This window comes from Streptomyces sp. NPDC048612, assembly GCF_043199295.1.
Classification (GTDB): domain Bacteria; phylum Actinomycetota; class Actinomycetes; order Streptomycetales; family Streptomycetaceae; genus Streptomyces.
The window spans coordinates 270606-284193 of sequence record NZ_JBICVV010000006.1; the positions used below are offsets into that span (position 1 = coordinate 270606).

Annotated in this window: 11 protein-coding genes; 4 read left to right on the forward strand and 7 right to left on the reverse strand. The window is 71.4% G+C overall.

What is annotated here, in order from left to right; all coding sequences use genetic code 11:
- Positions 1–55: 55 nt before the first annotated feature.
- The 3 genes from ppdK to dusB all read right to left on the reverse strand — a co-directional run bounded on the left by ppdK (position 56) and on the right by dusB (position 5330).
- Positions 56–2791, reverse strand: coding sequence for a pyruvate, phosphate dikinase (gene ppdK, locus ACGFN2_RS12895; RefSeq protein ID WP_393359779.1), 2736 nt, complete (start codon positions 2789–2791; stop codon positions 56–58).
- Positions 2792–3431: 640 nt separating this feature from the next.
- Entirely contained in the window at positions 3432–4004 is a 573-nt protein-coding gene (locus ACGFN2_RS12900; RefSeq protein WP_393359781.1) for a MarR family winged helix-turn-helix transcriptional regulator, read from the reverse strand.
- Between the two features lie 198 nt (positions 4005–4202).
- Entirely contained in the window at positions 4203–5330 is a 1128-nt protein-coding gene (dusB, locus tag ACGFN2_RS12905) for a tRNA dihydrouridine synthase DusB (protein ID WP_393359783.1), read from the reverse strand.
- A gap of 154 nt (positions 5331–5484) precedes the next feature.
- On the opposite strand from dusB, the gene ACGFN2_RS12910 reads away from it, so the two are divergent.
- On the forward strand, positions 5485–6939 hold the full coding sequence (locus tag ACGFN2_RS12910) for an MFS transporter (RefSeq protein WP_393359785.1): 1455 nt from the start codon (positions 5485–5487) through the stop codon (positions 6937–6939).
- A 78-nt stretch (positions 6940–7017) separates the two neighbouring features.
- On the opposite strand, the gene ACGFN2_RS12915 is transcribed toward ACGFN2_RS12910, so the two are convergent.
- The 3 genes from ACGFN2_RS12915 to ACGFN2_RS12925 all read right to left on the reverse strand — a co-directional run bounded on the left by ACGFN2_RS12915 (position 7018) and on the right by ACGFN2_RS12925 (position 9210).
- The gene (locus ACGFN2_RS12915; RefSeq protein ID WP_362606340.1) at positions 7018–7377 is read right to left on the reverse strand and encodes a hypothetical protein; all 360 of its coding nucleotides are present in this window, start codon (positions 7375–7377) and stop codon (positions 7018–7020) included.
- Positions 7377–7946, reverse strand: a complete 570-nt coding sequence (locus ACGFN2_RS12920; protein WP_393359787.1) for a DUF6232 family protein — start codon at positions 7944–7946, stop codon at positions 7377–7379. The genes ACGFN2_RS12915 and ACGFN2_RS12920 overlap by 1 nt, the downstream gene beginning before the upstream one ends.
- 334 nt (positions 7947–8280) lie before the next feature.
- A complete protein-coding gene (locus tag ACGFN2_RS12925) occupies positions 8281–9210 on the reverse strand; it encodes a helix-turn-helix transcriptional regulator (protein ID WP_362606335.1) in 930 nt (309 codons plus the stop codon).
- A gap of 101 nt (positions 9211–9311) precedes the next feature.
- On the opposite strand from ACGFN2_RS12925, the gene ACGFN2_RS12930 reads away from it, so the two are divergent.
- The 3 genes from ACGFN2_RS12930 (at position 9312) to ACGFN2_RS12940 (ending at position 12834) form a co-directional block, all read left to right on the forward strand.
- Entirely contained in the window at positions 9312–10847 is a 1536-nt protein-coding gene (locus ACGFN2_RS12930) for an MFS transporter (protein ID WP_393359789.1), read from the forward strand.
- Between the two features lie 204 nt (positions 10848–11051).
- Positions 11052–12056 (forward strand): aldo/keto reductase, encoded by a 1005-nt coding sequence (locus ACGFN2_RS12935; RefSeq protein WP_393359791.1) that lies wholly within the window; start codon positions 11052–11054, stop codon positions 12054–12056.
- A gap of 190 nt (positions 12057–12246) precedes the next feature.
- A complete protein-coding gene (locus ACGFN2_RS12940) occupies positions 12247–12834 on the forward strand; it encodes a TetR family transcriptional regulator (RefSeq protein WP_362606326.1) in 588 nt (195 codons plus the stop codon).
- Between the two features lie 203 nt (positions 12835–13037).
- On the opposite strand, the gene ACGFN2_RS12945 is transcribed toward ACGFN2_RS12940, so the two are convergent.
- Entirely contained in the window at positions 13038–13538 is a 501-nt protein-coding gene (locus ACGFN2_RS12945) for a DUF1772 domain-containing protein (RefSeq protein ID WP_393359793.1), read from the reverse strand.
- Between the last annotated feature and the right edge of the window lie 50 nt (positions 13539–13588).

Consider the following 13588-nt stretch of genomic DNA (forward strand, 5'->3'; position numbering starts at 1 on the left):
GGTGGGCTGTCGGGGCACCGCGGACGCGCCTGGCGCCCGGGGTGCCCCGGTGGGGTCAGCGGCTGTCGCTGCCCTTGGACTCGGCGGCCGCCCGGCCCGCCTCCAGCCGTGCGACCGGGATGCGGAACGGGGAGCAGGAGACGTAGTCCAGTCCGGCCTCGTGGAAGAAGTGCACCGACTCCGGGTCACCGCCGTGCTCACCGCAGACCCCGAGCTTGAGGTCGGGGCGGGTGGCGCGGCCGGCCGCTGCGGCGTTGCGGACCAGGGAGCCCACGCCGTCCTTGTCGATGGTCTCGAACGGGCTGACGCCGAAGATGCCCTTCTCCAGGTACGCGGTGAAGAAGCTGGCCTCGACGTCGTCGCGACTGAAGCCCCAGACCGTCTGCGTGAGGTCGTTCGTACCGAAGGAGAAGAAGTCGGCCGACTCGGCGATCTGACCGGCCGTGAGGGCCGCGCGGGGCAGCTCGATCATCGTGCCGAGGGTGAGCTTCAGGCTGACGCCGTGGGCCTTCTCGACCTCGGCGATGACCTGCTCGGCCTCCTCGCGGACGATCTCCAGCTCCTGGACGGTGCCCACCAGCGGAATCATGATCTCCGCGCGCGGGTCGCCCTTGGCGTTCTTGCGCTCGGCCGCGGCCTCGGCGATCGCCCGTACCTGCATGGCGAACAGACCGGGGATGACCAGCCCGAGGCGGACACCGCGCAGACCCAGCATCGGGTTCTGCTCGTGCAGCTTGTGCACGGCCTGGAGCAGGCGCAGGTCGTTCTCGTTGGCGTCCTTGCGGGCCTCGGCGAGCGCGACCCGCACCGACAGCTCGGTGATGTCGGGCAGGAACTCGTGCAGCGGCGGGTCCAGCAGCCGCACGGTCACCGGCAGTCCGTCCATCGACTCGAACAGCTCGATGAAGTCGGCCTTCTGCAGCGGCAGCAGCTGGCTGAGCGCGGCGTCCCGGTCGCTCTCGGTGTCGGCCAGGATGAGGCGCTCGACCATCTCGCGGCGCTCACCGAGGAACATGTGCTCGGTGCGGCACAGGCCGATGCCCTGCGCGCCGAACCGGCGGGCGCGGGCGGCGTCCTCGGCGTTGTCGGCGTTGGCACGGACGCGCAGCCGGCGCACCCGGTCCGCGTACGCCATGATCCGGTGGACGGCCTTGACCAGCTCGTCGGCGTCCTCGGCGCCTGCGTGCATCCGGCCCTCGAAGTACTCCACGACCGGGGACGGCACGACCGGCACCTCACCGGCGTAGACCTTGCCGGTGGAGCCGTCGATGGAGACGACGTCGCCCTCTTCGACGACGGTGCCGTCGCTGGTCGTCAGCCGGCGGGCCTTGGTGTCGACCTCCAGCTCCTCGGCGCCGCAGACACAGGTCTTGCCCATGCCGCGGGCGACGACGGCGGCGTGCGAGGTCTTGCCGCCGCGGGAGGTGAGGATGCCCTCGGCGGCGATCATGCCGTTGAGGTCGTCGGGGTTGGTCTCCCGGCGGATCAGGATGACCTTCTCGCCGGAGCGCGACCACTTGACGGCGGTGTACGAGTCGAAGACGGCCTTGCCGACCGCCGCGCCCGGGGAGGCGGCGATGCCGCGGCCGATCGTCTCGGACTTCGCGCCCAGGTCGAAGCGGGGGAACATCAGCTGCGCCAGCTGCGCGCCGTTGACCCGCTGGAGGGCCTCGGCCTCGTCGATCAGGCCCTGGTCGACGAGCTGGGTGGCGATCCGGAAGGCGGCACCGGCGGTGCGCTTGCCGACCCGGGTCTGCAGCATCCACAGCTTGCCGCGCTCGATGGTGAACTCGATGTCGCACAGGTCCTTGTAGTGCGTTTCGAGCGTCTCCATGATCTGCATCAGCTCGTCGTACGACGCCTTGTCGATGTTCTCGAGGTCGGCGAGCGGCACGGTGTTGCGGATACCGGCGACGACGTCCTCGCCCTGCGCGTTCTGCAGGTAGTCGCCGTAGACGCCCTGGTGGCCGCTGGCGGGGTCGCGGGTGAAGGCGACACCGGTGCCCGAGTCGGGGCCGAGGTTGCCGAAGACCATGGAGCAGATGTTGACCGCGGTGCCGAGATCGCCGGGGATGCGCTCCTGACGGCGGTAGAGCTTGGCGCGGTCGGTGTTCCACGAGTCGAAGACCGCGCGCACGGCGAGGTCCATCTGCTCGCGCGGCTCCTGCGGGAAGTCGCGGCCGGTCTCCTTGGCCACGATGTCCTTGAAGTGCGCGACCAGGCTCTTGAGGTCGGCGGCGTCGAGGTCGATGTCGACGCGGACGCCCTTGGCCTGCTTGGCCTCCTCCAGCGCCTCCTCGAAGAGCTCGCCGTCGACGCCCAGCACGGTCTTGCCGAACATCTGGATGAGGCGGCGGTAGGAGTCCCACGCGAACCGCTCGTCACCGGCCTGCGCGGCGAGGCCGGAAACCGACGCGTCGGAGAGCCCGATGTTGAGGACGGTGTCCATCATGCCGGGCATGGAGAACTTCGCACCGGAACGGACCGATACGAGTAGCGGGTCATCGGCCTGGCCGAGCTTCTTGCCCATCTCCCGCTCAAGGGCATCGAGGTGCTCGGAGACCTCGGCACGCAGTGCCGCGGGCTCGCTGCCGCTGTCGAGGTAGACCTTGCAGGCTTCAGTAGTGATCACGAAGCCGGGAGGGACCGGAAGCCCCAGGTTGGTCATCTCGGCGAGGTTCGCACCCTTGCCGCCGAGCAGGTCCTTGAGGTCCTTGTTGCCCTCGGTGAAGTCATAAACGAACTTCGCGGACGAACGCTGGGTTACGTGGGGATCTTGTGTTTCCGGCACGGCACTGTCTCCTCGCCGACGGGCTGCCCTGACGGCGAGGAACATACCCAGATCGAAGGCGTATGGGTACGTCCACTTGGTCGACATACCCGTGTAACCAGTCGTCCGCCACCAGATCGAAAGTGATCATGCACTTGGAGCATCATTCATTACCTGAATGCATCACTGCGCTCCGCAGTCATTCTTAGATCTTGTGCTACGCACTGCGACGAATGAGTTAAGGACTCGAACGCATGAAGCATGGCACCCGGTGCCACCATTGGAGAGATGGAGCCCCATCCATTCCGCTCATCTGAGCGCACCCCCTATCAGGGGTGGCGAGAATCACGCGCTCATGTGTGACCCGGTCCCATCATTTGGACCCTCGGCAGCCCTGAGATCAAGGACCGCGCACACCGACACGCAGGCCCGTGCACGGACGGCAGAACCGCTTTCACCACGATCCAGGCATCCCTTCACGCCACCGGCCACGGAACACGGAGCGTCAGGATCAGGCCATAGTCGTCGGCCACGGGAACATCATGTGAGCGCGGGCCGGGCGCCGGGCCGACGACGCAGCGGCGGTCCCGCCGGTCCCGGGCCGGTCCGCGAGGGCCAGGAAGACAGGCAGCGGGCCGGCACCACGGCCACGGCCCCGCCGCTACCTCTTGGCCCGTCGCCCGCTCCGCCGTGGGTGGGGGTCCCGGCCGTCCAGCAGTTCCAGTCGCCGGTCCTCGCCGTGGGTCTCGATCTGCGCCACGATCCGGTGCAGCAGTTCCGCCAGGTCGAAGGCCTCGTCGTCGCTCAGCCCCGCGGTGACGAAGACCTCTTCGGCGTTGAACTCCGGGAAGAGCCGGGCCATCAGCCGCTCTCCCGCGGGCGTGAGCGCGAGCAGCGCGAGCCGGCCGTCGGCCGGGTGCGCCGTGCGCTCCAGCAGGCCCCGGCTCTGGAGGGTGCGGGCGACGCCGGTGAGCGTGCCCTTGGAGATCCCGGCCTCCTCGGCGACCTGCCGGGTCTCCCGCTCGCCGCCGGTCCACACCACCCACAGCACGACGAACGAGGTCCAGGTCAGCTCGACGCCGCGCAGTACGGAGTTCTCGAAGTGCTGGCGTACGGCGGCCGCGGCCCGGTAGAGGTGCGCGACCGCCGCCATCCGCTCGTGGCTGACGGGGGTGTCCCCGATCTTGGCCTGGACGGCCTTCTCCGTGTCCGCGAGGGAACGGTGCCCGCTCACCACGGCGACTCCTTCGGCCTCGGTCCCGCACGTCCCCGCCGGGTTCCGCGGGCGGCGGTACGGGCTGCCGGGTGCCTCCCGTACGGGCGCAAACGGTAGGGCGGCGCGGGCCCGGCGGCGCGTGCCCGCGCGCTGACACGCCAGGGAGGTACCCGGGTGCCGTAGGGGCGGGGGCCGCAGGCGGCGTTCCGGGCCGGCTCAGCCGCCCGAGGTGTCCAGCTCCGCGCCCGCGTCCACGCCGGCGCAGTCGTACGGGTCGTCGAGCCAGCCGTCGGGCAGGACGACGCGGTTGCGGCCCGAGGTACGGCCGCGCGGGCCGTCCGCGCCCACCGGCCACGGCTGGTCCAGGTCGAGTTCCGACAGCAGCGCGTCCAGCTCGTCGAGGGAGGAGGTCACCGCGAGACCACGCCGCATCTCGGAGCCGATCGAGAAGCCCTTGGTGTACCAGGCGACGTGCTTGCGGAAGTCGATCACGCCGCGCTTCTCGTCGCCGATCCACTCGCCGAGGAGGGTGGCGTGCCGCAGCATGACGGCGGCGACCTCCTTGAGCGTCGGCTGGGCGTAGGTGCCGGTGCCTTCGAAGGCGGCCACCAGGTCGCCGAACAGCCACGGCCGGCCGAGGCAGCCGCGCCCGACGACCACGCCGTCGCAGCCGGTCTCCCGCATCATCCGCTGGGCGTCCGCGGCCGACCAGATGTCGCCGTTGCCGAGCACCGGGATCTCCGGGACGTGCTCCTTGAGGCGCGCGATGGCGTCCCAGTCGGCGGTGCCGCCGTAGTGCTGGGCCGCGGTGCGCCCGTGCAGGGCGATCGCGGTGATGCCCTCCTCGGCCGCGGTCCGCCCGGCGTCGAGGTAGGTGAGGTGATCGTCGTCGATGCCCTTGCGCATCTTCATCGTCACCGGCAGGCCGCCCGCGTTCGCCACCGCCTCCCGCAGGATCGAGCGCAGCAGGTTCCGCTTGTACGGCAGCGCCGAGCCACCGCCCTTACGGGTCACCTTCGGGACCGGGCAGCCGAAGTTGAGGTCGATGTGGTCGGCGAGGTTCTCCTCCGCGATCATGCGGGCGGCCTTGCCGACGGTGTCCGGGTCGACGCCGTACAGCTGGATCGAGCGCGGTTTCTCGGTCTCGTCGAAGTGGATCAGCTGCATGGTCTTCTCGTTGCGCTCGACCAGCGCCCGCGTCGTGATCATCTCGCTGACGAACAGGCCTTTGCCGCCGCTGAACTCCCGGCACAGCGTCCGGAACGGGGCATTGGTGATCCCGGCCATCGGCGCGAGGACCACGGGCGGCTGCACCGCGTGCGGGCCGATCTGAAGCAGAGTCATGGCGGCGATACCTTCGGCTTTCTTCGGCTTCCGTTGGCGGGGTGGTCGGGCCGCGGCCGTACGGGGTCACCGGCCGCTGCGACCTCCCATTGTCCCGCACCGCGCGAGTGGCCCCGCCAGGGCCGGGGACGGCGGATCGTTGTAGCGTTCAAGAATGCCTGAGCTCAGCCGTCGACGGCGTCTTCTGGTGCTGGCGATCTGCTGTATGAGCCTGCTGATCGTCAGCCTCGACAACACCGTCCTCAATGTCGCCCTGCCGTCCATCCAGCATGACCTGCACGCCTCGGTCGCCGGTATGCAGTGGACGATCGACGCCTACACCCTGGTCCTGGCGGCGCTGCTGATGCTGGCCGGCTCCACCGCCGACCGGCTCGGGCGGCGCCGGATCTTCCTGGTCGGCCTGGTCGTCTTCGCGGCCGGCTCGCTGCTGTGCAGCCTGGCGCCCAGCCTGGAGTGGCTGGTGATCTTCCGGATGGTGCAGGCGGTCGGCGGCTCGATGCTCAACCCCGTCGCGATGTCGATCATCACCAACACCTTCACCGAGCCACGGGAGCGGGCCCGGGCCATCGGGGTGTGGGGCGGCGTCGTCGGCATCAGCATGGCGGCCGGTCCGGTGATCGGCGGGCTGCTGGTGCAGACCGTCGGCTGGCGCTCGATCTTCTGGATCAACGTCCCGATCGGCGCGCTCGCGCTCTTCCTGACCCTGCGCTACGTCCCCGAATCGCGCGCCCCCAGGCCGCGCCGCGTCGACCCGGTCGGCCAGCTGCTGGTGATCGGGCTGCTCGGCTCGCTGACGTACGCGATCATCGAGGCCCCGGACGCCGGCTGGACCTCCCCGGAGATCCTGGCGTTCGTGCTGGTCGCGCTGGCCTCCCTGGCCGGGCTGATCGGCTATGAGCGGCGCCGCCGGGAGCCCCTGATCGACCTGCGGTTCTTCCACAGCGCGCCGTTCAGCGGGGCCACGGTCGTGGCGGTCTGCGCCTTCGCCGCGCTGGCCGGCTTCCTGTTCATCAACACGCTGTACCTGCAGAACATCCGCGGGCTGTCCGCTCTGGACGCCGGTCTGTACATGCTGCCCATGGCCGGGATGACGCTGGTCTTCGCGCCCGTGTCGGGACGGCTGGTCGGCAGCCGCGGCCCCCGACTGTCCCTCCTCCTTGCCGGTACGGCGATGGGGGCGAGCGGGCTGCTCTTCGCGGCGTTCGGCGCACAGTCGGCGAACCCGCTGATGTTCACCGGCTATGTCCTGTTCGGCATCGGGTTCGGCCTGGTCAACGCGCCGATCACCAACACCGCGGTGTCCGGGATGCCCCGCGCCCAGGCCGGGGTGGCCGCCGCGGTGGCCTCCACCAGCCGACAGGTCGGCCAATCGCTCGGCGTCGCGGTGATCGGCGCCGTACTGGCGAGCGGGGCGCACGCCGCCGCCACCACGGACGCCTTCCTCACGGCCGCCCGCCCGGCGTGGTGGATCATCACCGGCTGCGGCGCGGCCGTCCTGCTGCTCGGCGCGCTGACCACCGGCCGGTGGGCGAGGGCGACGGCCGACCGCACGGCGGAGCTGTTCGGCGACGAGGCCCTGGGGTACCGGCCGGCGGACGCGCGGTCCTAGGGCCTGTCGTTCTGATCCGGCCGGATCAGGGAGCGAGGTCCGGTCCACACGACAGGCCCCGGACGGGCGGCCGGGAGCTCACTGCGCGCCCATGAGTCCCAGCACCTTGTTGACGGCCTCGACGAGCGGTACGCCGAGCGCGCCGAAGGTCGCGGCGATGCCCGCGACGGCGTACAGCGCCCGGTGACGCTCCTGCGGCGGGACGTTCGCCCCGGTCCGGAGAGCGGGCAGCGAGTCGTCGAGGGCCGCGGCGCCGGCCTGTGGGACCTGGGCACGCAACTCCTGCACCAGGGACAGGAGTTCACGGAGAGCCTCCTGCACGGCGGGGGACTCCGGGGCCGGGGTGACGCGCTTGTCGATGCCGACGTTGCCCGAGCCGCCGTGCAGGGTGACGTGGTCGCCGCCGCCCAGGTAGTAGTGCTGGTCCCCGCCGCTCATCAGCTCGCCATCCCCACGTTGCCGGTGCCGCCGTACATGTTGACGTTGTCCCCGAAATAGTAGTGCTTGGGGCTGATCTCGACGGTGTTCACCCGGACCACGAACTCCGCCTCGGGGTTCTCGATGGCGTGCGCGATCTGGTGGGCGAGCCGCCGTAGTTGGTCCGCGTCGGGGCTGGTCACCACTGCGGTGGAGGAGCCTGTCGTCTCCACGGCCAGGACGAAGTGCGGGGCCGCGCCGAGCACCTTCAGCATCTCCACCAGGGAGTAGACGAGTGCGGCACCCGCGGCGATCACCACGAGCGCGGTGACCCCGCCGGAATCGCTACTGCTGCCCCCGAAGCCGCCACTGGTGGCGGTGAGCAGGACGAGGAGGACCGTTGCCAGTCCGAGGAGCAGCAGCCGCTTCACGAAGAGCACCACGGCGTCCTTGCGCCGGGGGTGGATGGTGAGCGTGTACACCCGCGCGACGTTCTGGAGCGGGTAGTAGGCGTCACCGACCCAGAGCAGCCGCTTGCTGACCCGCAGATCGACCCCGATGACCGGCTGGGCCGCTGTCGGCGGTGCCACGTCGGGGTGGGGATCGGCGGCAGGCGGCGGTCCGGCCGAGGGCTGCGGCGGGGCGGTCGGCGGCGGCGGGGCGGCGGGAGGCGGGCCCCCGGCCGTGTCCCGAGCCTCCGCCGGCGTGTTCCACGACGGCTCCGCCGGTCCTGTTGACGTCACGCGAGTCCCCCTCCGCAGACCTCACCGAGCGAGGTCCGGTCACCTCGGGCAAGGAGATCCGTTCCTCTCTCCCTGCCGCACCGATTCTCCAAACCGCATCGATGCAAGAGGTTTCACTGTGTCAGACGTCTTACCGAAGAGAGAAGTTGGTCCTCTCCGGGGCGGCTCCTCGTCCGTACGGTCACACCGCGGCGAGCGCCGCCGGCTCCGCCGCCAGCTGCTCCAGCCGCTCCCGGGACGTCTCGTCCACGGGCGTGTAGGACAGCAGCTTGGGACCGTCGTTGGGGCCCGTCCACAGGCTGGTGGCGGTCAGCTGCAGGGTGCCCACCCGGGGGTGCCGGAAGAGCTTGACGGCGCTGACCGGGCGGAGGATCTCGTGCTGCGCCCAGATGGCCCGGAACTCCGGCGAGGCCTCCGTCAGCCGCGCGACCAGCGCCTTCCAGGCCGGCTCGGCGAGATGCTCGGCCATCGACGCCCGGAACTTGGCGGCCATCACCCGCATCGTGGCCTCCAGATCGCCGACGCCCGCCCGCCACTCGGGGTGGGTGAACGCCAGCCACATGCAGTTGCGGTCCTCCTCGGGCAGCGCGTCGAGGTCGCACAGCAGACGGCCGTAGGTGGGGTTGTAGGCGAGGATGTCGAAGCGGCTGTTCTGGACGGCCGCGGGGAACGGCGAGAGCTGTTCCAGGATCTGCCGCAGCTCCCGGGTGACGCCCGTGCACTCCCGGCCGGGCACCGGGTCGACCGCCCCCGCCAGCGAGAACAGATGGCTCCGCTCGGCGCGGTCGAGCAGCAGCGCACGCGCCACCGCGTCCAGGACCTGCGGCGACACATGAATGTCCCGGCCCTGTTCGAGCCAGGTGTACCAGGTGACGCCCACCGCTCCCAGGTGTGCGACCTCCTCGCGGCGCAGGCCGGGGGTGCGCCGGCGGGCGCCCCGCGGCAGCCCGACCTGCTCGGGCGTGATCCGCTCTCGGCGGCTGCGCAGGAAGGCGGCCAATTCGGCCCGGCGGGCGGCGGCGTCGCGCGGGGCGGTGCCGTACGGCGTGGTGCCGAACGGTACGGCGGCGGGTCCTGTGGCAGGCTGCGGCGGAGACGGGTCCACGGTCATGGGTCCAGCCTGCCGCAGGCCCGAGCCGGTTGCCAGGTAGCGCTGGTACCAGGATAAGAACACTCTGGTACCCGGTTGAGCGGTCGGCGATCGTCGACTCCGTGAGCGAAACCCGAACACCGACGACCACCCCGGAAGCCCTGGCCGTACCCGCCGCGGCGCCGGCCACCGCCCCGGGGGCCGCGTTCCCGGACGCCCCGGCGACCCCGGGGGCACCGGCCGCACCCGGCTCCGCCCCACAGCAGCAGCGGACCCCGACCGTGCTGACCCCGCTCGGCCTGCTGACCGTGCTGCTGGGCGCGGCCCTCCCCATGATCGACTTCTTTATCGTCAATGTCGCTCTGCCGACCATCGACCACGACCTGCACGCGGGCCCGGCGATGCTGGAGATGGTGGTGGCCGGTTACGGCGTCGCCTACGCGATGCTGCTGGTCCTCGGCGGGCGGCTCGGCGACATGATCGGCCGCCGCCGGATGTTCCTGTGGGGCCTGGCCACCTTCGGCCTGACCTCACTGGCCTGCGGCCTGGCACCGGACGCCTGGACACTGGTGGCCGCCCGGGTCGCCCAGGGCGCCGCGGCCGCCCTGCTGCTGCCGCAGGTTCTGGCCACCATCCAGGCGACGACCACCGGCAAGCGGCGCGCGAAGGCGCTCAGCCTGTACGGCGGGACGGCCGGGGTGTCCAGCGCCGTCGGCCAGGTGCTCGGCGGGCTGCTGGTCTCCATCGACCTGATGGGCACCGGCTGGCGCGCGGTCTTCCTGGTGAACGTCCCGATGGCTGCCGCGGCCTGGCTGCTCGCCGCCCGTACGGTCCCCGAGACCCGCTCCCCGCACCCGGCGCGGGTGGACGGCCCCGGCACCGCGCTGCTCGCCGCCGCCCTGGTCACCCTGCTGCTGCCGCTGACCGAGGGCCGGGCGGCCGGCTGGCCCCTGTGGTCCTGGATTCTGCTGGCCGTCTTCCCCTTCGTCGCCACCGGGTTCGTGCTGTGCGAGCGCCGGGCCGAACGCCTCGGCCGGACGGCGCTGGTGCCGCCCTCGCTGCTGCGCATCCCCTCCGTGAACAGCGGACTCCTGATGCTCGTCCCGTTCACGCTGGGCTTCGGCGGCTTCATGTTCGTGGTGGCGGTCGCCCTCCAGAACGGCCTGCACTACGGCCCGTTCGCCGCCGGACTGTCCCTGGCGCCGCTGTGCGCCGCCTTCTTCCTGGCCTCGCTCGCCGGTCCGCGGCTGGTGCTGCGGTTCGGGCGGCGGGTGGTGATCGCCGGGTCCCTGATCCAGGGCACCGGGCTGGCCCTGCTGGCGCTGACCGTGCACGCGGGCTGGCCCGGGATATCGGTGGCCGGCCTCGCGCCGAGCATGGCCGTACTGGGCATCGGCCAGGGCATGGTGATGCCGGTGGTGATGCGCATCGTGCTGAGCGAACTGCCGGTGACACAGGCGGGCGTGGGCGGCGGCGTCATGGTCACCACCCAGCAGTCCGGCCTCGCCCTGGGCGTGGCCACCCTCGGCACCCTCTTCCTCTCGCTGCTGCCGTCCATCGGCATCCGCGACGCCCTGCTCGCCGCGCTGCTGACGCAACTGGCGATCGTCGCGGGCACGACGCTGCTCGCACTGCGGCTGCCACGCACGGTGCGCTGAGGCGTGCCGAACCGCACCGAAGCGCGCTGACCTGGGCCGACCGCGCCGATCGGGAGCGGCGGAAGACGGGGAACGGCAGCGGACGACCGAGAGCGATAGACATGACGGCTGACAGATATTGAAATCTGTCAGCCGTCATGTCATGGTGAATACACGACGGCCGTTCCCCGTCCCTCCGCCACCTCACCCCGTCAGGAGCACGCTGTGCAGACCCGCACCCTCGGCACCACCGGCCCGCAGACCTCCGCCCTCGGCCTCGGCTGCATGGGCATGTCCGCCCTCTACGGCGACAGCGACCGCAGCGAATCCCTCGCGACCGTCCACGCCGCCCTCGACGCGGGCATCACCCTGCTCGACACCGGCGACTTCTACGGCATGGGCCACAACGAACTGCTGATCAACGAAGCGCTGCGCACCGCCCCCGCGGCGGCCCGCGAAAAGGCGCAGCTCAACGTGAAGTTCGGCGCCCTGCGCACGGTCGAGGGCGGCTTCACCGGCTATGACGGCCGGCCGAACGCAGTGAAGAACTTCGCCGCGTACTCCCTCCAACGGCTGGGCGCCGACCACATCGACCTCTACCGCATCGCCCGGCTCGATCCTGACGTCCCGGTCGAGGAGACCGTCGGCGCCATCGCCGAGCTGGTCGAGGCCGGGCACGTCCGCCACATCGGCCTGTCCGAGGTGGGCGCGCAGACCCTGCGCCGGGCCGCCGCCGTGGCCCCCATCGCCGACCTCCAGATCGAGTACTCCCTGATCTCCCGCGGCATCGAGGAGGCGATCCTGCCGACCGCCCGGGAGCTGGGCATCGGCATCACCGCCTACGGAGTCCTGTCCCGCGGCCTGATCAGCGGCCACTTCGCCCGCGACCGCCGGCTCGCCGCGAACGACTTCCGCGGCATGAGCCCGCGCTTCCAGGGCGAGAACCTCGACCACAACCTCGATCTGGTGGACGCACTGCGCAAGATCGCCGAGCAGAAGGGCATCTCGGTCGCACAGACCGCCATCGCCTGGGTGCTCTCCCGCGGCACGGACATCGTCCCGCTGGTCGGCGCCCGCCGCCGTGACCGGCTGACCGAGGCCCTCGGCGCCCTGGACGTCACCCTGGACTCCGACGAGCTGACCGCGATAGAGAGCGCCGTCCCGGCCGGCGCCGCCGCCGGCGACCGCTACCCCGCCCAGCAGATGGCCCACCTGGACAGCGAGCGCTGACGGCCGGGGAGACGGGAGCAGCAGCAGGGGCCGGACCGGGAACCCCGTGGCCACCCATCGGGTTCGGGACACGGCCAGGTACCGTCCGGTGGGTACCCCCTCCGTGGGTACTCACTGTCCGTACCGCGCCCCTGGCCCCACCCGTGTCCGCCCCGCGGCACCCTCGCCCTCCCGAAAGGCCGACCGCACCATGCCCCCCGAGACGTTGACCCCCGAGCGCATCCTCGAAGCCACCGAGGAGGTGCTGCGCCGCTACGGCCCGGCCAAGGCCACGGTCGTGGATGTGGCACGGGCTCTGGGCGTCAGCCATGGCAGCGTCTACCGCCACTTCCGTACGAAGGCGGCACTGCGGGAGGCGGTCACGGCGCGCTGGCTGGACCGTACGAGCCAGGAACTCTCGGTCATCGTCGCGGCGGAGGGCCCGGCGCCGGAGCGGCTGGACCGCTGGCTGACCGCCCTCTTCGAGGCCAAGCGGCACAAGGCCGGGGACGACCCCGAGCTGTTCGCCACCTATATGACGCTGATCGGAGAGAGCGGCGGTGTGGTCGACCGGCATGTCACCGACCTCGAAACCCAGCTCACCGCCCTCATCGAAGCCGGCGTCAGCCAGGGCGACTTCCACACCCCCTCCCCCGCCACCACCGCCCGCGCCGTCTTCGACGCCACCGGCCGTTTCCACGACCCGTGTTACGCCCCCGAGTGGTCCCGGCCCGGGATCACCGCCGACTTCGAGGCCGTCCGCGACCTGGTCCTGCGCGGCCTGCGCACGGACACCTGACCACGGCATCCCGGGCTCGGGGCACGGAACTGGGGCGCGCGGATCACGGCGAGCCACCAGGGCGACCCGACCAGGGGCGACGTGAGCAGGGCAGCGTGAGCAGGTCGGCCTGAGCACGATGCCCGGAGCACGACGGCCGTGCCCCCCGGTGACCGGAACACGACAGCCGGACCCCGATGACCGGAGCAGCTGGTCGCGGGCAGCTACACCGGGCCCGCCGTGCCGTGCAGGAAGAGGGCCCAGGCGAGGACGCCGAAGGCCGCGGTGTGGAGGACGGCGCGGACGAGGTTCCAGGTGACCCAGCGGCCTTCGAAGGCGGCTCGCGCGGCCTCCGCTTGGTCGTCCCCGCCCGTATCGGCCGTGTCGAGGGCGGTGTTGAGCGGAACGTTGACACCGCTGGTGACGAAGAAGCCCGCCAGGTAGGTCACCAGCGCGGCGAGAATCCAGGGCAGGGCCACCCGCCCCTGGCCGTTCCAGGCCAGCACGGTGGCGAGGAGCAGCAGCGGGACCGGCAGCAGAAAGGGGAGCAGGAACCAGCCATTGAGAATGGCCCGGTTGATGTTCTGCATGGCCTGGACGAAGGTGCGGTCGGCGCTCCGGGCCAGGCCCGGCATCACCGCGTAGGCGAAGGCGGCGAACAGGCCGGCCATCAGGCCCGCGCCGAGCGTCGCGACCAGGAGCGTGACGGTCTGCAGTGCTCTCATGGCTCCCCCGTATCCGGTACGTGGACCGACCCTACCGAGCGGCACCCCCG